Origin of the sequence: Streptomyces sp. NBC_00490 (assembly GCF_036013645.1) — a bacterium.
GTDB classification, from domain to species: domain Bacteria; phylum Actinomycetota; class Actinomycetes; order Streptomycetales; family Streptomycetaceae; genus Streptomyces; species Streptomyces canus_F.
In genome coordinates, this window is sequence record NZ_CP107869.1 from 3321489 (window position 1) to 3344064 (window position 22576).

Annotated in this window: 25 protein-coding genes and 1 riboswitch; of the genes, 11 read left to right on the top strand and 14 right to left on the bottom strand. The window is 70.6% G+C overall.

Annotated features, from left to right (window positions below):
• Positions 1-44 precede the first annotated feature (44 nt).
• Positions 45-156, top strand: a riboswitch (TPP riboswitch).
• The 6 genes from thiO (at position 154) to OG381_RS15005 (ending at position 5832) form a co-directional block, all read left to right on the top strand.
• Complete coding sequence (gene thiO / locus OG381_RS14980) at positions 154-1308, top strand: glycine oxidase ThiO (protein WP_327716605.1); 1155 nt, start codon at positions 154-156, stop codon at positions 1306-1308. It overlaps the preceding riboswitch by 3 nt.
• Positions 1305-1505 carry a sulfur carrier protein ThiS gene (gene thiS / locus OG381_RS14985; protein ID WP_327716606.1) on the top strand — a complete coding sequence of 67 codons (201 nt, stop codon included), beginning with the start codon at positions 1305-1307 and terminating at the stop codon, positions 1503-1505. Before thiO ends, thiS begins: the two co-directional genes overlap by 4 nt.
• Before the next feature lie 4 nt (positions 1506-1509).
• On the top strand, positions 1510-2304 hold the full coding sequence (locus tag OG381_RS14990; protein WP_327716607.1) for a thiazole synthase: 795 nt from the start codon (positions 1510-1512) through the stop codon (positions 2302-2304).
• 118 nt (positions 2305-2422) lie between these two features.
• The gene (gene pknB / locus OG381_RS14995; RefSeq protein WP_327716608.1) at positions 2423-4342 is read left to right on the top strand and encodes a Stk1 family PASTA domain-containing Ser/Thr kinase; all 1920 of its coding nucleotides are present in this window, start codon (positions 2423-2425) and stop codon (positions 4340-4342) included.
• A gap of 61 nt (positions 4343-4403) precedes the next feature.
• A complete protein-coding gene (locus tag OG381_RS15000; protein ID WP_307031994.1) occupies positions 4404-5264 on the top strand; it encodes a deoxyribonuclease IV in 861 nt (286 codons plus the stop codon).
• 91 nt (positions 5265-5355) lie between these two features.
• Positions 5356-5832 carry a DUF4396 domain-containing protein gene (locus OG381_RS15005; RefSeq protein WP_327716609.1) on the top strand — a complete coding sequence of 159 codons (477 nt, stop codon included), beginning with the start codon at positions 5356-5358 and terminating at the stop codon, positions 5830-5832.
• 3 nt (positions 5833-5835) lie between these two features.
• On the opposite strand, the gene OG381_RS15010 is transcribed toward OG381_RS15005, so the two are convergent.
• Positions 5836-6468, bottom strand: coding sequence for a sulfite oxidase-like oxidoreductase (locus OG381_RS15010; protein ID WP_327716610.1), 633 nt, complete (start codon positions 6466-6468; stop codon positions 5836-5838).
• 176 nt (positions 6469-6644) lie between these two features.
• Between OG381_RS15010 and bfr the strand changes: the two genes are divergently transcribed.
• On the top strand, positions 6645-7124 hold the full coding sequence (bfr, locus tag OG381_RS15015) for a bacterioferritin (protein ID WP_030596293.1): 480 nt from the start codon (positions 6645-6647) through the stop codon (positions 7122-7124).
• Here the strand turns inward: bfr and OG381_RS15020 are convergent.
• Both OG381_RS15020 and OG381_RS15025 read right to left on the bottom strand, forming a co-directional pair.
• Positions 7121-7354, bottom strand: a complete 234-nt coding sequence (locus OG381_RS15020) for a (2Fe-2S)-binding protein (protein ID WP_327716611.1) — start codon at positions 7352-7354, stop codon at positions 7121-7123. The genes bfr and OG381_RS15020 overlap by 4 nt on opposite strands.
• A 163-nt stretch (positions 7355-7517) precedes the next feature.
• Positions 7518-8867 carry a class II 3-deoxy-7-phosphoheptulonate synthase gene (locus OG381_RS15025; protein WP_307031984.1) on the bottom strand — a complete coding sequence of 450 codons (1350 nt, stop codon included), beginning with the start codon at positions 8865-8867 and terminating at the stop codon, positions 7518-7520.
• Positions 8868-8963: 96 nt separating this feature from the next.
• On the opposite strand from OG381_RS15025, the gene OG381_RS49635 reads away from it, so the two are divergent.
• Both OG381_RS49635 and OG381_RS15030 read left to right on the top strand, forming a co-directional pair.
• Entirely contained in the window at positions 8964-9020 is a 57-nt protein-coding gene (locus OG381_RS49635) for a trp operon leader peptide (RefSeq protein ID WP_071528813.1), read from the top strand.
• Between the two features lie 104 nt (positions 9021-9124).
• Positions 9125-11014, top strand: coding sequence for an anthranilate synthase family protein (locus OG381_RS15030; RefSeq protein ID WP_327716612.1), 1890 nt, complete (start codon positions 9125-9127; stop codon positions 11012-11014).
• Here the strand turns inward: OG381_RS15030 and OG381_RS15035 are convergent.
• The 5 genes from OG381_RS15035 to OG381_RS15055 all read right to left on the bottom strand — a co-directional run bounded on the left by OG381_RS15035 (position 10966) and on the right by OG381_RS15055 (position 15986).
• Complete coding sequence (locus OG381_RS15035) at positions 10966-11961, bottom strand: 2-hydroxyacid dehydrogenase (protein WP_327716613.1); 996 nt, start codon at positions 11959-11961, stop codon at positions 10966-10968. The two genes, OG381_RS15030 and OG381_RS15035, sit on opposite strands and share 49 nt — an antisense overlap.
• A 204-nt stretch (positions 11962-12165) precedes the next feature.
• Positions 12166-13194 (bottom strand): 6-phosphofructokinase, encoded by a 1029-nt coding sequence (locus OG381_RS15040; protein ID WP_327716614.1) that lies wholly within the window; start codon positions 13192-13194, stop codon positions 12166-12168.
• Positions 13195-13326: 132 nt separating this feature from the next.
• Entirely contained in the window at positions 13327-14001 is a 675-nt protein-coding gene (locus OG381_RS15045) for a response regulator (RefSeq protein ID WP_046261248.1), read from the bottom strand.
• On the bottom strand, positions 13998-15212 hold the full coding sequence (gene macS / locus OG381_RS15050; RefSeq protein WP_327716615.1) for a MacS family sensor histidine kinase: 1215 nt from the start codon (positions 15210-15212) through the stop codon (positions 13998-14000). Before macS ends, OG381_RS15045 begins: the two co-directional genes overlap by 4 nt.
• Before the next feature lie 27 nt (positions 15213-15239).
• Positions 15240-15986: a lysophospholipid acyltransferase family protein gene (locus OG381_RS15055; RefSeq protein WP_327722463.1), complete on the bottom strand. Its 747-nt coding sequence runs from the start codon at positions 15984-15986 to the stop codon at positions 15240-15242.
• A gap of 160 nt (positions 15987-16146) precedes the next feature.
• On the opposite strand from OG381_RS15055, the gene OG381_RS15060 reads away from it, so the two are divergent.
• Together OG381_RS15060 and OG381_RS15065 are read left to right on the top strand one after the other, a co-directional pair.
• Complete coding sequence (locus OG381_RS15060; RefSeq protein WP_327722464.1) at positions 16147-16926, top strand: alpha/beta hydrolase; 780 nt, start codon at positions 16147-16149, stop codon at positions 16924-16926.
• Complete coding sequence (locus OG381_RS15065) at positions 16919-17491, top strand: hypothetical protein (RefSeq protein ID WP_327716616.1); 573 nt, start codon at positions 16919-16921, stop codon at positions 17489-17491. Before OG381_RS15060 ends, OG381_RS15065 begins: the two co-directional genes overlap by 8 nt.
• A gap of 26 nt (positions 17492-17517) precedes the next feature.
• Here the strand turns inward: OG381_RS15065 and OG381_RS15070 are convergent, their stop codons facing one another.
• The 6 genes from OG381_RS15070 to OG381_RS15095 all read right to left on the bottom strand — a co-directional run bounded on the left by OG381_RS15070 (position 17518) and on the right by OG381_RS15095 (position 22523).
• Positions 17518-18240: an endonuclease/exonuclease/phosphatase family protein gene (locus OG381_RS15070; protein ID WP_327716617.1), complete on the bottom strand. Its 723-nt coding sequence runs from the start codon at positions 18238-18240 to the stop codon at positions 17518-17520.
• Between the two features lie 138 nt (positions 18241-18378).
• On the bottom strand, positions 18379-19332 hold the full coding sequence (locus OG381_RS15075) for an ROK family glucokinase (RefSeq protein WP_327716618.1): 954 nt from the start codon (positions 19330-19332) through the stop codon (positions 18379-18381).
• A gap of 88 nt (positions 19333-19420) precedes the next feature.
• Positions 19421-19918: a DUF5304 domain-containing protein gene (locus tag OG381_RS15080; protein ID WP_327716619.1), complete on the bottom strand. Its 498-nt coding sequence runs from the start codon at positions 19916-19918 to the stop codon at positions 19421-19423.
• Between the two features lie 57 nt (positions 19919-19975).
• Complete coding sequence (locus OG381_RS15085) at positions 19976-21157, bottom strand: ArsA family ATPase (protein ID WP_327716620.1); 1182 nt, start codon at positions 21155-21157, stop codon at positions 19976-19978.
• A gap of 20 nt (positions 21158-21177) precedes the next feature.
• Entirely contained in the window at positions 21178-21621 is a 444-nt protein-coding gene (locus OG381_RS15090; RefSeq protein WP_046261240.1) for an SRPBCC family protein, read from the bottom strand.
• Positions 21622-21725: 104 nt separating this feature from the next.
• Positions 21726-22523, bottom strand: a complete 798-nt coding sequence (locus OG381_RS15095) for a metallophosphoesterase family protein (protein ID WP_327716621.1) — start codon at positions 22521-22523, stop codon at positions 21726-21728.
• Positions 22524-22576: the final 53 nt, after the last annotated feature.

Genomic DNA, 22576 nt, shown 5'->3' on the forward strand with positions numbered 1-22576 from the left:
GCTCCCTTACACAAGCGAAAGACCAAGAGCTAGGGTGGCCAACGTAGAGCACTCGCGGGAGCCCGGACGCACCGGGCTGAGAGGGAGGCTGGCGGCCTCCGACCGTACGAACCTGATCCGGGTCATGCCGGCGAAGGGAGGGGCTGGACGCCCATGTCCTCACGTACGTCAGACGTCCTCGTCGTCGGGGGCGGAATCATCGGCCTCGTCACGGCCTGGCGGGCCGCGCAGCGCGGTTTCGCCACGGCCGTCGTCGATCCCGAACCGGGTGGCGGGGCCGCCCAGGTGGCCGCCGGGATGCTGGCCGCCGTCACGGAACTGCACTACGGCGAGCAGACCCTGCTGGGCCTGAACCTGGCCTCGGCCCGCCGTTATCCGCAGTTCGCGGCCGAGCTCACCGAGCTGACCGGCCACGATCTCGGCTACCGCCGCTGCGGCACGCTCGCCGTGGCGCTGGACGCCGACGACCGCGCCCATCTGCGGGAACTGCACGCCCTGCAGCAGGAGTCTGGCCTGGAGTCGGAGTGGCTGTCCGGGCGGGAGTGCCGGCGTCTGGAGCCGATGCTCGCACCGGGGGTGCGCGGCGGGCTGCGGGTCGACGGCGACCACCAGATCGACCCCCGGCGGCTGATCACGGCGCTGCTGGCCGCCTGCGAGCGGGCGGGCGTGGTCTTCCACCGCCTGTGGGCCGAACGCCTGGATCTGGTGGGGGACCGGGCCGCCGGCATCACGGCCACCGACGGCACCCGGCTGGGCGCGGCCCAGGTGGTGCTCGCCGCCGGCAGCCTCAGCGGGCGGCTCGCCGGTGTCCCCGACGAGGTCCTGCCGCCGGTGCGGCCCGTGAAGGGGCAGGTGCTGCGGCTGACCGTGCCACAGCGGTACGCGCCCTTCCTGAACCGGACCGTGCGGGCCGTGGTCCGTGGCAGCCAGGTCTATCTGGTGCCGCGCGAGAACGGCGAGCTGGTGATCGGGGCGACCAGCGAGGAGCAGGGCTGGGACACCACGGTGACCGCGGGCGGGGTGTACGAGCTGCTGCGCGACGCCCATGAGCTGGTGCCCGGCATCACGGAGCTGCCGCTCACGGAGACCCGAGCGGGACTGCGCCCCGGCTCCCCCGACAACGCTCCGCTGCTCGGACCGACCGAGCTCCCGGGGCTGCTCCTGGCGACCGGCCACTATCGCAACGGGGTGCTGCTCGCGCCGGTCACCGGCGACGCGATGGCCCATGTGCTGACCACGGGTGAACTGCCGGACGAGGTCCGCCCCTTCACCCCCCGGCGTTTCACCTTCACGGAGCTGCCCGCATGAACATCTCCGTCAACGGAGAGCCTCGACAGATCGCTCCCGGCACGGCTCTCGACACCGTCGTGCGGACCCTCGCCCCGGCCCCCGCCGGAGTGGCCGCGGCCCTCAACGAAACCGTCGTCCCGCGCGGACAGTGGCCCTCGACGTCCCTGTGCGAGGGAGACCGCGTCGAGGTCCTCACCGCCGTCCAAGGAGGCTGACCCCATGGCCGACGATCCCTTCGTCCTCGGCGGCAGGGCCTTCTCCTCCCGTCTGATCATGGGCACCGGCGGCGCGCCCAGCCCGGATGTGCTGGAGCGGGCGCTGGTCGCCTCCGGCACCGAGCTGACCACGGTCGCGATGCGGCGGGTGGATCCGACGGTGCACGGCTCGGTCCTGTCCGTGCTGACCGGGCTCGGCATCGAGGTGCTGCCCAACACCGCGGGCTGCTTCACCGCGGGCGAGGCCGTGCTGACGGCCCGCCTCGCGCGCGAGGCGCTCGGCACGGATCTGGTCAAGCTGGAGGTCATCGCCGACGAACGCACCCTGCTGCCGGACCCCATCGAGCTCCTGGACGCCGCGGAGACGCTGGTCGACGACGGTTTCACGGTGCTGCCGTACACCAACGACGACCCCGTCCTCGCGCGGAAGCTGGAGGACGTGGGCTGCGCGGCGATCATGCCGCTGGGCTCCCCGATCGGTTCCGGGCTCGGGATCCGCAACCCGCACAACTTCCAGCTGATCGTCGAGCACGCACGCGTGCCGGTGATCCTGGACGCGGGGGCCGGTACGGCGTCGGACGCGGCGCTCGCGATGGAGCTGGGGTGTGCGGGTGTGATGCTCGCCTCGGCGGTGACGCGGGCCCGGGAGCCGGAGCTGATGGCGCACGCGATGCGGCACGCGGTGGAGGCGGGCCGGCTGGCGTACCGGGCGGGGCGCATCCCCAAGCGGCATTTCGCCGAAGCCTCGTCCCCCAGGGAGGGGCTGGCGCGGCTGGATCCCGAGCGCCCCGCGTTCTGAACGTACGTTCGACGCAGGCCGGAATTCGTTGCGACGTCCGTCACAGGACGGCTTCAGTCCCGCCCCGATCTCGCCCGAACCCGCGGCCCTGTCAGTCGCGGCTCGTACACTCACCTGCGTGGATACGACCCTTCAGGACCCTTTGGTCGGGCAGGTGCTCGACGGCCGCTATCGCGTGGACGCGCGGATCGCGGTCGGCGGGATGGCCACGGTCTACCGGGCCGTGGACACCCGCCTCGACCGCGTGCTCGCGCTGAAGGTGATGCACCCGGGCCTCGCCGCCGACGTCACCTTCGTCGACCGGTTCATCCGCGAGGCCAAGTCCGTCGCCCGGCTCGCCCACCCCAATGTGGTGCAGGTCTTCGACCAGGGCACCGACGGGTCGTACGTCTATCTCGCCATGGAGTACGTGGCGGGCTGCACCCTGCGTGACGTGCTGCGCGACCGTGGCGCGCTGCAGCCGAGGGCCGCGCTCGACATCCTGGAGCCGGTCCTCGCCGCGCTCGGCGCCGCGCACCGCGCGGGGTTCGTGCACCGGGACATGAAGCCCGAGAACGTGCTGATCGGGGACGACGGCCGGGTCAAGGTGGCCGACTTCGGGCTCGTCCGGTCCGTCGACACCGTCACCAACACCACGGGCACCGTGCTCGGCACGGTCTCGTATCTCGCGCCGGAGCAGATCGAGAGCGGCACGGCCGACCCCCGCGTCGACGTGTACGCGTGCGGTGTCGTGCTGTACGAGATGCTGACCGGTGAGAAGCCCCACGACGGGGACTCCCCCGCCGTGGTGCTCTACAAGCACCTCCACGAGGACGTCCCTCCACCCTCGGGCATCGTGCCGGGGCTGGCGTTCGAGCTGGACGAACTGGTCGCCTCGGCGACCGCCCGCACCCCGGACATCCGCCCGTACGACGCGGTGGCGCTGCTCGCGCTGGCCCGCGCGGCCCGTGGTGCGCTCAGCGAGGAGCAGCTGGACCTGGTGCCGCCGCAGGCGCTGTCCGTCGCGCACAGTGGCGCCGAGGACCGCACCAGCGTGATCCCGCGCTCTTTGACGGTGCCGCGGCCGCTGCCGGTCAACGAGGACGGGACCGCGGTCCACCACACGAGCCGGTTCGAGTCCCCGCCGCCCCCACCGCCCCGGCGCCGTTCGGGACCCCCGCGCGGGCCGCTCGCGATCGTCGTCGCCCTGCTGCTGATCCTCGGTGTCGGAGCCGGCGTCTGGTACATCAACTCCGGCCAGTTCACCAAGGTCCCGGCGCTGATCGGCAAGACCGAGACGCAGGCCCGGGACCGGCTGGTGGAGGCCGGGCTCGAGGTCGGCACGGTGCAGCAGGAGTACAGCGACACCGTGAAGCGCGGCCGGGTCATCGACTCGGACCCGACCGTGGGCACCCGCATCCGGAGCAACGACTCCGTGACGCTGACCGTCTCCAAGGGCCCCGAGACCGTGAAGCTGGGCGATCTCAAGGGCCTCCGTCTCGACAAGGCGAAGGAACGACTCAAGGGTGACGGCCTCGAACCGGGCATGGTGACCCGCGCGTTCAGCGAGGACGTCATCAAGGGCTTCGTGATCGGCACCGACCCGGAGGCGGGCACCACGCTCCGCTCGGGCGCGGCGGTCGCCCTGGTCGTCAGCAAGGGCAGGGCGGTGGACGTCCCGGACGTCACCGGCGAGAGCCTGGAGGACGCGAAGGCGGACCTGGCGGACGCGGGTCTGAAGGTGAAGGTCGCCTCCGAGCAGGTCAACTCCGAGTACGACAAGGGCATGGTCGCCGCGCAGACCCCGCAGGACGGCCGCGAGGCCGCCGAAGGCGACACCGTGACGCTGACCATCTCCAAGGGCCCGGAGCTGGTCGAGGTCCCGGACGTGGTCGGCGACAGCGTCGACGACGCGAAGGCCGCGCTGGAGGGCGCCGGCTTCGAGGTCGACGAGGACCGCGGGCTCCTCGGGCTGTTCGGCGACACCGTCAAGGGCCAGTCGGTGGAGGGCGGCCAGACCGCCCCCAAGGGATCGACGATCACCATCGAGATCCGCTGAGCGGGCCCGGCCGCCATCCGTCGACAGGGTGCCCCGCACCGCGTGACACCCTGGACCGGTGATGACTCAGCGCAACCCCGTCGGCGGCCATGTCCCCGTGGCCGGCGGTCTGAACTCCGTCGGTCTGTCCTACGCCCGTGACCTCGCGGCCGAGACCGTGCAGGTCTTCGTCGCCAACCCGCGCGGCTGGGCCACCCCCACCGGCAACCCGCGGCAGGACGAGGAGTTCCGTGCGGCGTGCGCGGCGGAGTCGATCCCGGCGTATGTGCATGCTCCGTATCTGATCAACTTCGGCTCGCACACCGAGGCGACGGTGGAGAAGTCGGTGGAGAGCCTGCGGCACTCGCTGCGGCGCGGGCGGGAGATCGGGGCGCTCGGGGTCGTCGTGCACACGGGCAGCGCGACCGGCGGACGGGACCGGTCCGTCGCTCTCAAGCAGGTCCGGGAGTACCTGCTGCCGCTGCTCGACGAGCTCACCCATGACGACGACCCGTATCTGCTGCTGGAGTCGACCGCCGGTCAGGGCGCCTCGCTCTGCTCGCGGACCTGGGACTTCGGTCCGTACTTCGAGGCGCTGGACGCCCACCCCAAGCTGGGCGTCTGCCTCGACACCTGCCACATCTTCGCGGCCGGCCACGACCTGACCGGCCCCTCCGGCATGCACCAGACCCTCGATCTGCTCGTGGACACCGTCGGCGAGGGCCGTCTGAAGCTGATCCACGCCAACGACTCCAAGGACGTGGTCGGCGCCCACAAGGACCGGCACGCGAACATCGGTGCCGGCCATATCGGCGAGGACCCGTTCCGGGCGCTGATGACCCACCCGGCCACCGAGGGCGTACCGCTGATCATCGAGACGCCCGGCGGCAAGGAGGGTCACGCGGCGGACGTGGAGCGGCTGAAGAAGCTCCGGGACGCGTGACGCGTTGCGGCACACCCCGTTACGGAATACCCCTGGGGGGTATACGGTTCTTGCCAGGAGCAGGAACCGTTACCTGACATTGGGGGCACCCATGCAGCACGAGGCGCACGCGGGACACGTTCACCACCAGCCGAGCAGCTGGTCCATGGCCGTCCAGGCGACTCTCCACTGCCTCACCGGCTGCGCCATCGGCGAAGTGCTGGGCATGGTCATCGGGACGGCACTGGGCTGGGGGAACCTGCCGACCACGATCCTGGCGATCGTCCTCGCGTTCTTCTTCGGCTACTCGCTCACCCTGCGCGGTGTCCTGAAGGCCGGCCTCGGCCTCCGGGACGCCGTCAAGGTGGCACTGGCCGCGGACACCCTGTCGATCGCCGTGATGGAACTGGTCGACAACGGCGTGATCATCCTGTGGCCCGGCGCGATGGACGCGGAACTGGGCGACCTGCTGTTCTGGGGCGCGCTGGCGATCTCGCTCGTCATCGCCTTCTTCGCGACCACGCCGGTCAACAAGTGGATGATCGGCCGGGGCAAGGGGCACGCCGTGGTGCACCAGTACCACCACTGAGCCCTACAGGTCCGGGCCGTCCCCCGGCACTTCCTGGTAGGAGTAGCGCTGCTCCCGCCAGGGGTCGCCGATGTTGTGATAGCCGCGCTCCTCCCAGAAGCCACGGCGGTCGGCGGTCATGTACTCGACGCCGCGGACCCATTTGGGCCCCTTCCAGGCGTACAGATGAGGAACGACCAGCCGGAGCGGGAAGCCGTGCTCGGCGGTGAGCAGCTCGCCGTCCTTGTGGGTGGCGAAGATCGTGCGCTCGGCGGCGAAGTCCGCGAGGCGCAGGTTGGAGCTGAAGCCGTACTCGGCCCACACCATCACATGGGTGACGGCCGGGGCCGGCGGGGCGATGTCCAGGATGGTCCGGGCGGGGACGCCGCCCCACTCCGCGCCGAGCATGCTGAACTTCGTGACGCAGTGCAGATCGGCCAGGACGGTGGTGTGCGGCAGAGCCGAGAACTCGTCGTGGTTCCAGCACTGCTTCTCACCGTCGGCGGTGGCTCCGAAGACGCGGAACTCCCAGCGTTCGGGGCGGAACTTGGGGACGGGTCCGTAGTGCGTGACAGGCCAGCCGCGTTGGATTCGCTGTCCCGGCGGAAGCTCGGACTGTGCCGCTTCTCCTGACTCGCGTTCCACCGGCTGACCCATGACTCCATCCTGACAGACCCGGGGCAGTGCACATGACCAGCCCCCTGCTAATTCGCCTCAAACCGGACTAAGCATGCCCTTACTTACTAAGTGAAGACTTACTGGACGATCTTCGATACCGATGCAAGGATGCGGCGCAACCTGCCAGTTCCCCCCGGTTGGAAGGAGCCTCTGCGATGCAGGGCGACCCCGAGGTCATCGAATTCCTCAACGAGCAGCTCACCGGTGAGCTCACCGCGATCAACCAGTACTTCCTGCACGCGAAGATGCAGGAGAACTTCGGCTGGACGAAGCTCGCCAAGTACACGCGCCACGAGTCGTTCGACGAGATGAAGCACGCCGAGGTGCTCACCGACCGGATCCTCTTCCTGGACGGGCTGCCGAACTACCAGCGGCTGTTCCACGTCCGGGTCGGACAGACGGTCAAGGAGATGTTCGAGGCCGACCGGCAGGTCGAGGTCGAGGCGATCGACCGCCTCAAGCGCGGTATCGAGGTGATGCGCGCCAAGGGCGACATCACGTCGGCGAACATCTTCGAGTCGATCCTGGAGGACGAGGAGCACCACATCGACTACCTCGACACCCAGCTCGAGCTGGTGGAGAAGCTCGGCGAGGCGCTCTACATCGCGCAGCTGATCGAGCAGCCGGAGAGCTAGGCGGCCTCGTCCAGCCCGGCAAGGACCGGCCGGCCCTGGTCGGCGAGGTCACGTGTCGGGCAGGCGCCCCGGCCCAGCAGCGCCTGGATGCGCCGCACACAGGAACCGCAGTCGGTGCCCGCCTTGCAGGCGGAGGCTATCTGGCGCGGAGTGCAGGCGCCGTCCGCCGCGTGCTTCTTGACCTGCTGCTCGGTGACGCCGAAGCAACTGCAGACGTACACGCGGTTCACCTCCCGCCGGAATAGATCAGTGATGCCGTCCCGATGATCGGTGAGGCTAACCTAACCTTACCCGGCGCGCAGCGACCACAAAAGTGGAGTGGGGCGCGGATCGTATGTGATCCGCGCCCCACCTCATGCCCCTGTAACAGGCGCATCCCCTGCTGATCTCCTACTAGTCCCGGTACAGCTCCGCGACGAGGAACGCCAGGTCCAGGGACTGGCTGCGGTTGAGCCTCGGGTCGCAGGCCGTCTCGTAGCGCTGGTGCAGATCGTCGACGAAGATCTCGTCGCCGCCGCCCACGCACTCGGTGACGTCGTCGCCGGTAAGCTCCACGTGGATGCCGCCCGGGTGGGTGCCCAGACCCTTGTGGACCTCGAAGAAGCCCTTGACCTCGTCGAGCACATCGTCGAAGCGACGGGTCTTGTGACCCGAGGCCGCCTCGAAGGTGTTGCCGTGCATCGGGTCGCTCACCCAGGCCACGGTCGCGCCGGAGGCGGTGACCTTCTCGACCAGCTCGGGCAGCTTGTCGCGGACCTTGTCCGCGCCCATCCGCACGATGAAGGTGAGACGGCCCGGCTCGCGGTCCGGGTCGAGGCGCTCGATGTACTGCAGCGCGTCCTCGGCCGTCGTCGTCGGGCCCAGCTTGATCCCGATCGGGTTGCGGATCTTGGAGGCGAACTCGATGTGCGCGCCGTCCAGCTGGCGGGTGCGCTCACCGATCCAGACCATGTGGCCCGAGACGTCGTACAGCTGGCCCGTACGCGAGTCGACCCTGGTCAGCGCCGACTCGTAGTCGAGGAGCAGCGCCTCGTGGGAGGCGTAGAACTCGACCGTCTTGAACTCCTCCGGGTCCGTGCCGCAGGCCCGCATGAAGTTCAGCGCGTTGTCGATCTCCCGCGCGAGCTGCTCGTAGCGCTGCCCGGACGGGGACGACTTCACGAAGTCCTGGTTCCAGGCGTGCACCTGGCGCAGGTCCGCGTAGCCGCCCGTGGTGAAGGCGCGCACCAGGTTGAGCGTGGAGGCGGAGGCGTTGTACATCCGCTTCAGGCGCTCGGGGTCCGGGATGCGGGCCTTCTCGTTGAACTCGAAGCCGTTGACCGAGTCGCCGCGGTACGTCGGCAGGGTCACGCCGTCGCGGGTCTCGGTGCCCTTGGAGCGCGGCTTGGAGTACTGGCCGGCGATACGGCCGACCTTCACGACCGGCACCGAGGCGGCGTACGTGAGCACGGCGCCCATCTGGAGCAGGGTCTTGAGCTTGTTGCGGATGTGGTCGGCGGACACCGCGTCGAAGGCCTCGGCGCAGTCGCCGCCCTGGAGGAGGAACGCCTCTCCCTTGGCGACGGCCGCCAACCGGGCGCGCAGCTGATCGCACTCGCCCGCGAAGACGAGCGGCGGATACGACTCGAGGTCCGCAACGACTGCGCGCAGAGCCTCGGTGTCGGGGTACTCGGGCTGCTGCGCCGCGGGCAGGTCTCGCCAGGTGTTGCCGGCGCTCTGGCCGGTCTTAGCGTTCACGGTCACGACCTCAACATTACGGGGTCGTGTCGCGTCGTTTTCGCACGGCTCGACAGGTGAGACGCACCCATGCTCAGGTGCGCGTGGGGTAAGGTGCGTCGCATGTTCGCGCACTCGACCCAGAACTGGTGGTGGACCGCTCATCCGGCGGCCCACTGACTGCGCGTACGCAAGACTTCGCGAAGGCCGCCCGAGGGGCGGCCTTCGGCGTTTCCGGGGTCCGTTCCTCCCAGTGAACTCTCACCGAGAAGGACAACGGACCCATGCATCTGCTCGACCTGCTCGACGATCCCCGCCCGTTCGCCCTGCTGCGCCGTCGCACGCCGGGCCATGACGAACAGAGCGTGGAGCTGCTGCTCGGCCCGGTCACCTCGTACGACCGGCTCGCCGACCTCCCCGACGAAGGCCTCGCCCTGGTCCCCTTCCGCCAGATCCGCGAGCGCGGCTTCGACGTACGGGACGACGGGACACCGCTCGCGGTGCTGACGCCCGAGGAGACCCACACGCTGGACCTGGCGGAGGTCCTGGCCCAGCTCCCGGCGCACGACGTGCGGGTCGAGCGCGGTGGCTTCGACGTCGGCGACGAGGAGTACGCCGGGATCGTCGGGCGCGTGCTGCGGGAGGAGATCGGGCAGGGCGAGGGCGCGAACTTCGTGATCCGGCGGACGTACGAGGGGGAGATCCCGGGGTTCGGCAGAGCCGATGCCCTCGCCCTGTTCCGGCGGCTCCTGGAGGGTGAGCGCGGCGCGTACTGGACGTTCGTCGTCCACACCGGTGACCGGACCCTCGTCGGCGCCAGCCCCGAGGTGCATGTACGCATGTCCGGCGGCACGGTCGTCATGAACCCGATCAGCGGGACGTACCGCTACCCGGCCGAAGGCCCCACCCCCGAGCACCTGCTGGACTTCCTCGCCGACGGCAAGGAGATCGAGGAGCTGTCGATGGTCGTCGACGAGGAGCTCAAGATGATGTGCACCGTCGGCGACATGGGCGGGGTCGTCATCGGGCCGCGGCTGAAGGAGATGGCCCATCTCGCGCACACGGAGTACGAGCTGCGCGGGAAGTCCTCGCTGGATGTGCGTCAGGTGCTGAAGGAGACCATGTTCGCGGCGACCGTCACCGGCTCGCCCGTGCAGAACGCCTGCCGGGTCATCGAGCGGCACGAGGTCGGGGGGCGCGGCTACTACGCGGGGGCGCTGGCGCTGCTCGGCAAGGACTCCGGCGGGGCCCAGACCCTGGACTCCCCCATCCTCATCCGCACCGCGGACATCGACGCGGCCGGCCGGCTGCGGGTACCGGTCGGTGCCACGCTCGTCCGCGGCTCGGACCCGGCGGGCGAGGTGGCCGAGACGCACGCGAAGGCGGCGGGGGTGCTGGCGGCGCTGGGCGTGCGGGAGCAGAGGCCGCGCGAGGAGGGCGTACGTCCCCGGCTGGCCGATGATCCCCGGGTGCGGGCCGCGCTCGACGGCCGCCGGTCCTCGCTCGCCCCGTTCTGGCTGCGGATGCAGGAATCCCCCGGGAGGGACGCGGAGCTCACCGGTCACGCCCTGGTCGTGGACGGCGAGGACACCTTCACGGCGATGCTCGCGCACGTGCTGCGGTCCAGCGGACTGGACGTCACCGTCCGGCGGTACGACGAGCCCGGTCTGCGCGAGGCGGTCCTCGCGCATGAGGGCCCGGTGGTCCTGGGCCCCGGCCCGGGCGACCCCTGCGATCTGACCGACCCCAAGATGGTCTTCCTGCGTGACCTGACCGCCCGTGTCGTCCGCGAGAACCGGCACGGTGTGCTCGGCGTCTGCCTCGGGCACGAGCTGCTGGCGGCCGAGCTGGGGCTGGAGATCGTACGGAAGGACGTGCCCTACCAGGGCGCGCAGACGACGGTCGATCTGTTCGGGCGGCCGGAGACCGTGGGCTTCTACAACAGCTTCGTGGCGCACTGCGACGACGAGACCGCGGCCGAGCTGGCCGCGCACGGGGTCGAGGTCAGCCGGAGCGCTTCGGGCGAGGTGCACGCCCTGCGCGGGCCGGGCTTCGCGGGAGTGCAGTTCCACCCGGAGTCGGTGCTCACGCTGAACGGAGCCGCGGTCGTAAGAGAGTTGGCGGGTCAGCTGCGCGGGACGAGCACGTTCTCGGAGCGGCGGCCGGCCCTGTAGTCGAGGACGTTGCGCACCGTGGCGTCGACGATCTGGCCGACGGCGTCCACGGTGTAGTACGCCTGGTGGGATGTGACCAGGACATTCGGGAAGGTGACCAGGCGGGCCAGGGTGTCGTCCTCGATGGCCTCCAGGGACTTGTCGAGGAAGAACAGGCCCGCCTCCGCCTCGTACACGTCGAGGCCGACGCCCGCGAAGCGGCCCGCGCGCAGCTCGTCGACGAGGGCGGTGGTGTCGATCAGGCCGCCGCGGCTGGAGTTGACCAGGATCGCGTCGTCCTTCATCGCCTTCAGGGCGTCGGCGTCGATGAGGCGCTGGGTCTCCGGCATCAGCGGGACGTGCAGGGTGACGAGGTCGGACTCGGCGAGGAGTTGTTCCTTGGGGACGTACTCCATGCCGAGTCCCCTGCACACCGGGTTCTCGGCGATGTCCCACCCCAGCAGGCGCATGCCGAAGCCGTGGGCGATGCGGGTGAAGGCCTCGCCGATCTTGCCGGTGCCGAGGACTCCGGCGGTGCGGCCGCGCAGGTCGCGGCCCATCAGGCCGTCGAGACGGAAGTCGAAGTCGCGGGTGCGGGTGGAGGCGCGGACGATACGGCGGTTGACCGCCATGGCGAGGGTCCAGGCGAACTCGGCGACGGAGTACGGCGAGTAGTACGAGACCCGGGCGACCGTCATGCCGAGCCGTTCGGCGGCCTCGAGGTCGATGTTGTTGAACCCGGTGGACCGCTGGGCGATCATCCGCGTGCCGCCGGCCGCGAGGACCTCCAGGACACCGCCGCCGAGTTCGGCGTTGACGCTGGTGGAGATCACCTCGTAGCCGGCCGCGATGGGGGCGGTGTCCTCGTTGAGGAAGACGTCGAGACAGCGGACCTCGTGATGCCCCCGGAAGGCCTGCTGGATCAGGGGCTTCTCGTCCGCCTGGACTCCGAAGGCGAGAATCTCCACACGACCCTCCGAGGTGCGCCGGAATTGTCTGATACCGGCGAATATCTCACAGGCCGGCGAGTTCTCCCTCGTGCCGCTCCACCACCCGACCGCCGGTCCTCCCCGTGACGCCTGCGCGCCGAACGCCGCCGCGGTGACCGCGGCGGCGTTCGGGTGTCGCACAACTCACTTCACAGGAAGGGGAGTTGCTCCCGGTCTCCGGTGTCAGCCGAAGAACACCCCGACCTCCTCGTACAGCTTCGGGTCCACGGTCTTCAGCTTGGCCGTCGCCTCCGCGATCGGCACCCGCACGATGTCCGTGCCGCGCAGCGCGACCATCTTGCCGAAGTCGCCGTCCCGGACGGCCTCGATGGCGTGCAGGCCGAAGCGGGTGGCGAGCCAGCGGTCGAAGGCGCTGGGGGTGCCGCCGCGCTGGATGTGCCCGAGGACCGTCGTACGGGCCTCCTTGCCGGTCCGCTTCTCGATCTCCTTGGCCAGCCACTCGCCGACCCCGGACAGCCGGACGTGTCCGAAGGAGTCCAGCGACTCGTCCTTGAGGACCGCGTCACCGTCCTTGGGCATCGCGCCCTCGGCGACGACCACGATCGGCGCGTACGAGGCCTTGAAGCGGGAGGTCACCCAGGCGCACACCTGGTCGACGTCGAAGCGCTGCTCGGGGATGAGGATGACGTTGGCGCCGCCGGCCAGCCCCGAATGGAGGGCGATCCAGCCCGCGTGCCGGCCCATGACCTCGCAGACCAGGACCCGCATATGGGACTCGGCGGTGGTGTGCAGCCGGTCGATCGCCTCCGTGGCGATGCCGACCGCGGTGTCGAAGCCGAAGGTGTAGTCGGTGCCGGACAGGTCGTTGTCGATGGTCTTCGGTACGGCGACGACGGGGACGCCGTACTCGTCGTTGAGCCGTGCCGCCACGCCGAGGGTGTCCTCGCCGCCGATGGCGATGAGCGCCTCGACCTCCTGCTTGGCGAGGTTCTCCTTGATGCGGCGGATGCCGCCCTCCACCTTCAGCGGGTTGGTCCGCGAGGAGCCGAGGATGGTGCCGCCGCGGGGCAGGATGCCGCGCACGGCGGGGATGTCGAGGCGGACGGTGTCGTTCTCCAGTGGTCCTCGCCAGCCGTCCCGGAAGCCGACGAAGTCATAGCCGTACTCCTGCACGCCCTTGCGGACGACGCCCCGGATGACGGCGTTGAGCCCGGGGCAGTCGCCGCCTCCGGTCAGTACTCCGACCCGCATGGAAATGTCCCTTCGCCGCGGTTGCCTGTGAGGGTCACGCTAATGGTGATCCAGGTCACACAGCGATGGGCGGGAAGGGCAATTCCGGTGAATCAGATGGCCGTTGGTTTACGCGCCGTCAAGCGCGCGCTCCTATTCATCGTCGAGCCCGCGTTCTATGGCGTACCGGACGAGCTCGACCCGGTTGTGAAGCTGCAGCTTGCCGAGGGTGTTCTGGACGTGGTTCTGGACCGTGCGGTGCGAGATGACCAGACGCTCGGCGATCTGCTTGTAGCTCAGGCCCTTGGCGACCAGCCGCAGCACCTCCGTCTCCCGGTCGGTGAGCTGCGGCGCCTTGGGCTGGTCGGTGTCCGGGGCGGGCGCGGGCTCGGAGGCCAGCCGGCGGTACTCCCCGAGGACGAGTCCCGCGAGACCGGGCGTGAAGACGGGGTCGCCGACGGCCGTACGGCGGACCGCGTCCAGCAGTTCCTCGGTGGACGCCGACTTCAGCAGATAGCCGGTCGCGCCCGACTTCACGGCCTCCAGGACGTCCGCGTGCTCACCGCTGGCCGACAGCACAAGAACGCGCAGCGCCGGGTTGTGCCCGACGAGTTCCTTGCAGACCTGGACACCGGGCTTCAACGGCAGGTTCAGGTCGAGCACCAGCACATCCGGCCCGGCGGCCTTGGCACGGCGTACGGCCTGGTCGCCGTCGCCCGCGGTGGCCACCACGTCGAAGCCGGACGCGTCCAGGTCGCGGGCGACCGCGTCGCGCCACATCGGGTGGTCGTCTACCACCATCACCTTGATCGGGCCCTGGTCACTCATCGCTGTCCTGCCTTCCCCCGTGAAACCTTCGGTACCTTCAGCTCGACCTCCGTGCCCTGCCCGGGCACCGAGATCAGTTCGGCGCTGCCGCCTAGTTCGCCCAACCGCCCCCGGATCGACAGGGCCACCCCCATCCGCCCCTCCCCCTCGGCCTGCGCGAGCCGCCCGTCGGGGATGCCGGGCCCGTCGTCGCGTACGGTCACCACGACCTCCTCGGGCTCGTCCTCGACAAGGATCCACGCGCGCGCGTGCTCACCGGCATGCTTGCGTACGTTGTCCAGGGCGGCCCCCACCGCGGCGGCCAGCTCCTTCGCGGCGGCCGGGGGCAGTTCCACCGGGGCGCCGGGCTCGGCGAAGCTGACCTTGGCGGCGGCGAACGGGGCGAGCAGCGCGCGGAGATCGACGGGCCCCTCGGGATCCGGCTCGTCGACGGCCCGTACGACCGCCCCCTGGGCCGCGTCCTCCGACACCCACGAGACGGGCCTCAGCCCGCCGGAGACCAGGGTGCGCAGCGCCACCTCCTGCTCGCCGGCCATCCGGCCCAGCTCGGCCGCCTCGCCGCCGATGACGGCACCGCGCCGCTGCACCATGGCGAGCACCTGGAGCACGCTGTCGTGGATGTCCCGCGCGAGCCGCTCCCGCTCCCTGGTCGCGGCCTCGATCTCCAGGGCGCGGGCCAGGGTGCGCTCGGAGGCGCGGGCGACCTCGACGACGTAGCCGATGGCGATGGAGGCGACCCACACGAGGATGACGTTGTGGACGGTGTCCCGGGCCGGCTGGCCGCGCTCGATCAGGTTGGCGGCGGCGACCGGTGTGGAGGCGAACGCGGCCCAGCGCCAGCCGCCCTTGATGGCGTACGCGAGGACCGAGCCGGCGGTCCATATCGACGGCAGGGTGGGCCCGCCGGTGTCGATGTGGTGGTCGTTGACGACCAGCGGGGTCAGGAGGATGCCGGTGACCGCGACGGCGAGGTCCACGGCAAGGAAGCGCTTGGTGCAGGCGGCCTCGTTCTGGACCCGGGGCAGGGTGGCGAGCGTCCAGCCGCACAGGACGACGTAGTACGCGACGGCGATGCCCGGGCGGTCGTAGTTCTCGTAGTTGGCGGCGAACAGTCCGACCGCGTACAGCAGGGTCAGCACCCGGTAGCCGGTGAGCGCGCGCCACAGCGGCAGCTCCACCGACATCCTCATCACACGCTCACGCCTGGCCATGCCCCCACCCCCGGCCCCGAAGTCCCGTCAGGACTCGGAGCGTTCCTTCTCAGCCTTCGCGAGTGCGGCCTTCGCCGCCTTCTCCGCTTCCTTCTCGGCCTTGGCCGCGTCCGCGATCTGCCGCTTGGCGGCGGTCGCGTACATGTCGACGTACTCCTGGCCGGAGAGCTTCATGATTTCGTACATGACCTCGTCGGTCACCGCGCGCAGCACGAACCGGTCGTGCTCCATGCCCTGGTACCGGGTGAAGTCCAGGGGCCGGCCGATGCGGATGCCGGGCCGCATCAGCTTGGGCATCACCTGCCCGGGCGGCTGGATCTTCTCGGTGTCGATCATGGCGACCGGGATGACGGGCGCGCCGGTGGCGAGCGCCACGCGCGCGAGGCCGCCCGGCTTGCCCCGGTAGAGGCGGCCGTCGGGCGAGCGCGTGCCCTCCGGGTAGATCCCGAACAGCTCACCGCGCTCCAGCACCTCGATGCCGGCCTTGACCGCGGCCTCGCCCGCGCCGCGCGCACCGGAGCGGTCCACGGGAAGCTGCCCGGCGCCCTTGAAGAACGCGGCCGTGAGCCGGCCCTTCAGCCCTGGCGTGGTGAAGTACTCCGCCTTGGCGATGAAGGTGACCTTGCGGTCCAGGACCGCGGGCAGGAAGAAGGAGTCCGAGAAGGACAGGTGGTTGCTCGCCAGGATCGCGGGGCCCGTGTCAGGGATGTTCTCGAGGCCTTCCACCCAGGGCCTGAAGGCGACCTTCAGCGGCCCGCCGATGGCGACCTTCATCGTTCCGTACAACAACCCCGTGCCTCCTGTGTCTGTCGGTGAGACCTTAACCCGGAGCATCGGCAATGGTCCCGACGACCCTGGTCGGTGTCAGTGCGGTCGCGTACGGTGAACCTCACCTGGACTCGTTCACACCCTTCTCATGAACAGGAGACCGAAGGTGCCGGTCCTTGCTGGAGCCGAGCCGTTCCGCCACGAGGGCGGGGAGACAGGCGTCCTCCTCTGCCACGGCTTCACCGGTTCCCCGCAGTCGCTGCGCCCCTGGGCGGAGTACCTCGCCGAGCGCGGTCTCACCGTGTCGCTGCCTCTCCTTCCGGGGCACGGCACCCGCTGGGAGGACATGGCACTCACCGGCTGGCAGGACTGGTACGCCGAGGTGGACCGCGAGCTGCGGGCCCTGCGTGAGCGCTGCGCCCAGGTGTTCGTGGCGGGTCTGTCCATGGGCGGTGCCCTCGCCCTGCGGCTGGCCGCCAAGCACGGCGACGCGGTCCGCGGAGTGGTGGTCGTCAACCCGGCGAACCGTATGCACGGCCTCGCGCCCTACGCCCTTCCGGTGGTGCGCCATCTGCTGCGGACGACGCCGGGGATCGCCGACGACATCGCCAAGGAGGGCGCCCACGAGCTGGGCTACACCCGGGTGCCGCTGCACTCCGCGCACTCCCTGCGCCAGTTCTTCCGCCTGGTCGACGGTGAGCTTCCGCAGGTCACCCAGCCGCTGCTGGTGCTGCGCAGCGCCGAGGACCACGTGGTGCCGGCGGCCGACTCCGCGCGCGTGCTGAGCCGGGTGTCCTCGACGGACGTATCGGAGATCGTGCTGGAACAGAGTTACCACGTGGCGACGTTGGACCATGACGCGGAGCGGATCTTCGAGGAGAGCTTCGCGTTCATCGGCCGGCTCGCAACCGGTATCGGCAAGGAAGGGACGGCCGCACGTGGCTGAGCACGACTCCGACCGCGAGGACCGCGAGCCGGACGAGCAGGGCGTGCCCTTCGACGAGGCGGCCGCCTGGGCGGCGATCGTCGCCGGGTACGGCGAGGAGCCGAAGGATCCGCCGGGCGCCAAGCCGTTCAAGTCGGTGGAGGACCTGGCGCTGCTGGAGCCGGAGACCAACTCGGAGGAGCCGAAGGAGGACGAGAAGCCGGAGAAGCCCGCCTCGGCCAAGCCGCTGGGCAGCTCCGTCGCCTTCGCTCCGGGTGTCGGCCCGCGTGACTACACGGCTCCCGAGCCGGTGGAGGAGGACTTCGACGAGGACGACGAGGGCCACTTCGTCCCGCCGGAGCCGCCGCCGCTGCCGGCCGCGGACACCACCGCGAAGTTCGCGTGGCTGGCAGTCCTGGGCGGCCCCCTGCTGCTCCTGCTGGCGATACTGCTCACCTGGGACATGACCTGGTGGCTCGCCACCATCGGCATCGGCGGTTTCCTGGGCGGGTTCGCGACGCTGGTGATGCGGATGCGGACGGATGAGGACGAGGACGACGACCCGGGACGCGGAGCGGTCGTCTGAGGCTCAGCCTGCCGGAACTCCGAGGCTCAGCCCACCGGAACTCTGAGGGTGGCCAGGACCGGAAGATGGTCCGTGGCCGCCCTCAAGTCTGTCCCGGTGACGCCGGGGAGTTCGAGCGGTACGCCGCAGCCGAGCACCTCGATGCCCTTCGTCGCGAAGATCGCGTCGATGCGCTGGTGGGGTTCGGTGCGGGTCCAGGTGTGCTCGGCGCCGTCGGGGGCCGTTGCCCAGCAGTCCTGGAGGGTGTCGGAGAGACGGGTGAACGTGCGGCCGCCGGGGCGTTCGTTGAGGTCGCCGCCCGCGATCGCGTGCTCCACGCCCAGTGCGGCCAGGCGGTCCAGGAGCATGCCGCCCTGCTCGTAGCGCTCGTCCTTGCGCAGGGAGAGGTGGCAGCTGAGAACGCCGAGGCGGGCGCCGCCGATCCGGACGACCGCGGTGGCGAAACCGCGTCGGTGCTCGCCTGGCGTGAGCGGGAGAAGGACGTCTTCCGTGCGCTCGACCGTGGTGCGGAGGTTGCACAGGATCGCCGGTCCCGCGGCTGTGGCGCCGCCGGTGAGGGTGACGAGGTCCGCGGCGTGGGCCAGGCGGGCGAGTTTCTTGCGCCAGCGGAAGAAGCGGGGGGCTTCCTGGATCAGTACGAGGTCCGGGGCACAGGCGCGGATGACTCTGGCCAGCGCGTCGGTGTCGTCCCGCATGGAGCGGATGTTGTAGCTCAGGACTCGGACGAGGGTGGAATCGTCGAATGCCATGGGGTGATTTTTGCGCCTGATGGCTCGGGGCGCGAGGTGTGTGCGCGACTGCCGGATCGTCGTGGCTTGTCGCGCCCACGCGGCGGAGCCGCATGTTTATACAGTCCCGCGCCCCCAGGCATACTCACCTGCCCGGCATCACATGATCGGGTCGGGTTCCCTCGCCAGGTCGGCCGCGCCCACCAGCCCGGCCTTGTTTCCCAGTTGGGCCGCGATCACATCTGCCACCGGGCGCCAGTTGCCGCCGACCAGCCAGCGCTTGTAGGACTTGCGGATCGGGTCGAGGACCAGTTCGCCCTCGTCCGAGAGGCCGCCGCCGACGATGAAGGCGGACGGGTCGAAGAGGGAGGCGAGGTCGGCGAGGCCGGCGCCGGCCCAGCGGGCGAGCTCACGGTAGGAGTCCACGGCGACCGGGTCGCCCTGGCGGGCGGCCATGGAGATGTGCTTGCCCTCGATGCCGTCGGGGCTGCCGTCGCCGAGGCCGAGAAGGAGCTCGGCGTTCTCCGGGGTGGCGTTGGCGCGCTGCTTGGCGTACCTCACCAGCGCACGCCCCGACGCGTACTGCTCCCAGCAGCCCTGCGAGCCGCAGCCGCACAGCAGGCCGTCCGGGACCATCCGGATGTGGCCGAACTCGGCGGCGACACCGAAGTGGCCGCGGCGCAGCTTGTTGCCGATGATGATGCCGCCGCCGAGGCCGGTGCCGAGCGTGATGCAGATGACGTTGCGGTGGCCCTTGCCGGCGCCGAACTTGTACTCGCCCCACGCGGCCGCGTTGGCGTCGTTCTCGACGACGACGGGGAGGCCCACGCGGGCCTCGACCTTGTCCTTCAACGGCTCGTTGCGCCAGTCGATGTTGGGCGCGAAGTAGACCTCAGAGCGCTGCCGGTTGACGTAACCGGCCGCACCGATACCCACGCCGACGATGTCGTGGCCGGCGCGCGCGCCGTCCACCGCGGAGGCGATGGCGTCCACGATGCCCTCGGGCGTGCCCGGGGTCGGCACCTTGTGGGTCGAGAGGATGTTGCCTTCCTCATCGACCACGCCGGCCGCGATCTTCGTGCCGCCGATATCGACGCCGATGGTGAGTCCCATGAATCCCTCAGTTTCGGTCGAGCCCCGCTACGGCCCACCGTACCCGAGGGCCTGCCGCCAGACTCCCGTCGTCCACCCGAGGGGCGCTCTAGTCCAGGTCGATGCGCTCCCCGGGGCCGGAGTCGTCGCCCCGGTCCTGGCGGGGCTTTTCCGGGTCCTTCCGATCGGTGGTCCGCTGGGTCCAGCGCTGCTCCTGGGCCTGGACGGCGGAGCGGTAGGCGGCGAGCAGTTCGGTGCCCGCCGCGGCCAGGTGGTCGAAGACGTCCGGGTTGCGTTCGATGACGGGCTCGACGGCGGCCTTGGCCTGCTGGACGACCTGGTGCACCACCTGCTGGGCGGCGGGTCCCGCGACCGCGCCGAAGAGGGGCGACTGGATCGAGGACAGCTTGTCGGTGACGGCGTCGACGAGCTTGCGCAGCTCCTCGGCGGCCGAGCCCGCGGGCTGGCCGTACTCGGCGCGGCGGCGGGCCTTCTCCGCCGCGAGATCCTCGGCACACGCCGTCGCCCAGGCGTCGGCGTCGGTGGCCCGCACCTCGTCGACAGCCTCGCGACCGGCGGCGTCTGACGGGGGGAGCTCTTCGCTCATGACGGACTCCTGACTGCGGTTCGTCTCTACGACGTTACCCGAATGGGCGTACCACGTTCACCGTGTCTCCGGCCAGAGGTCGGGATCCGGCGCGAACCGGATGCACAGTTCCCCCTCGCGCAGGGCGGCGCCGGCGACGGTGCAGCGCCGCAGGGCCGAGGGAAGGGGCACGATACGGCGGAACTGCCCGGCGGTGACCACGAGTTCGTCGCCGCGCCGGATGAGGTCGAGCTCGTCGCGTATCGCGCCGGGGAGCGGGATGTGCCAGACGAAGACCCGGCTGACGCCGTCGTCGGCGAGGCGGTCGGCGATGGACCACTCGACGGCGGAGGTGGCGTCGTCGTCGACACCGGGGACGGTGAGGGCGGCGAGGTCGTCGGTGCCGCGCGGGTCGTGACCGAGGTGGCGGACCGGTCGTACGTCGTGGGTCTCCTGCCACTCCTCCAGCGCTTTGCGCTGCTGGGCGGCGAGACCGGCGAGCCAGGTGTCGTGCGCCTGCTCGGGCAGGACCCGGTTGGCCACCAGGACGTCGGGGCGCAGCCCGCGCAGGGCGAGGGCGAGGCCGGCGGAGCGCACGGCGTCGGCGCCGGCCGGGCCGGGCTCGGTGACCAGCCGGAGGACGGTGTTGCGGTCCGTGACGACCGCCTCGACCGCGGCCAGCTCCGTGTCCCACCGCGCGGCGGTCTCGTACAGCCACTCCGAGGGCATCGGCACCCCGGCCAGCCGTCCGAGCATGGGCCGCAGCGCACGGGCCGCCTGTCGCTCGGGCGGCAGGAGACGGCGCAGATAGCGGCGGAGTTCCTCGGGGAGGGCGAGCAGCGCGAGGGCCTGCGGTGTGGGCGGAAGGTCCACGACGAGCAGTTCGTGCCGCTCGGACAGGGCCGCGTCGCGCAGGGCGCGCAGGAGGGTCAGTTCCTCGGCGCCGGGGAGGGGGGTGACCTCCTCGGCGTCCAGCCGGGAAGCGCCGAGGAGGTCGAGGACGTTGGCGGCACGCTCCTGGAAGGCGGCGAGGTCGTCCCGGAACCCGGCGGTGGCGTCGGGCCGCCACGCGGTGAGCCCCTCTCGGACCTGCACGGGCGTCGCCCCGGTCGCCGTTCCGAGCACCGCGCCGAGGGTGTCGGTGCGATCGGCGCTCAGCACGAGCGTGCGCACGCCGGACAGGGCGGCGGCGAGAGCGGTGGCGGCCGCGACGGTCGTACGACCGCTACCGCCAGGCCCGGTGATCAGGAGGGTGCGCATGGGACTGAACGGTAGTCCCCCTACTTCGCCCCCGACTCCACGCGCTTCTTCAACCCGGCCAGCGCCCGGTCGATGATGACCTTCTCGGCCTTGCGCTTGATCATCCCCAGCATCGGGATCTTGACGTCGACCGTCAGCAGATAGGTGACCTCGGTCGACCCGCTGCCCACCGGCTTCAGGATGTACGACCCGTCCAGGGACCGCAGCATCTGGGACTTCACCAGCGTCCAGGAGACCTCGTTCTCACCGGTCCACGTGTATCCCAGGACCTGGTCGTCCTTGATCGCCCCCGCGTCCATGACGAGCCGCACCTGTTCGGCACGCCCCTGGGCGTCGGTGGCGAGGACCTCCGCCTCCTTCACCTCGCCGGTCCAGTCCGGGTAGCGGGCGAAGTCGGCGATCACCCCCATGACATCGGCCGGTGCCGCCTCGATCGTGATGCTCGAGCTGGTGTGTTCCGCCATCGCTGTGGCTCCTCCAGATGCGGGCCGGTAGGGCAGGTCGTGCTGCGCACGTGTGTGCAGCGTGAAGGCTACCGCGCACGTGAGCGCCCGACTTCACCGCCCACTCACCATTCCAGGGCCCAGGGCCTGCCGCTCCCCGCGAAGTGCCCCACGTTGACGCACTCGGTGGCCCCGATCCGCATCCGCCGCACCAGCGGCTGATGGACGTGCCCGAACAGGGCGTACCGGGGCCGGGTGCGCCGGATCGCGTCCAGCAGCGCCCGGCTGCCCCGCTCGAAGCGGCGCGCGACGGTGTCGTAGACCAGCTCCGGCACCTCGGGCGGGATGTGCGTGCACAGCACGTCGACCTCGCCGACCGTCTCGATCTTCGCCGCGTACTCCTCGTCGCTGATCTCGTAGGGCGTGCGCATCGGAGTCCTGAGGCCGCCGCCCACGAATCCGAACACCCGTCCTCCGATCTCCACCCGCTCGCCGTCCAGCACGGTGGTGCCCGGTCCGGCGTACTCGGCCCACAGGGGTGGCATGTCGACATTGCCGTAGGTGGCGTACGTCGGTGTCGGGAAGGCCGCGAACATCTCGGCGTACTGCTTGCGTACCGCCTGCTCGATCGCGGCCGCCCGGTCGGTGCCGATGCCGGCCCACAGCCGGGCGCCGAACTCGCGGGCCTCCTCGAAGCGGCGGGCGGTGCGCAGTTCCACGATGCGGTCGGCGTTCTCCGCTCCGAACAGGTCGGGGAAGATGCCGCGCGAGTGGTCGGCGTAGTCGAGGAAGAGGACCAGGTCACCCAGACAGATCAGGGCGTCCGCGCCCTCGCCGGCTCTGGCCAGGTCACGGGCGTTGCCGTGTACGTCGCTGACCACATGTACGCGTGTCCTCCGGTTACCGGCCGGTGTGGGTGCCATGACGATCAAGGGTAGGCGTGTGCGGCATACGTGAACAGTGGCGACGGCCCCTG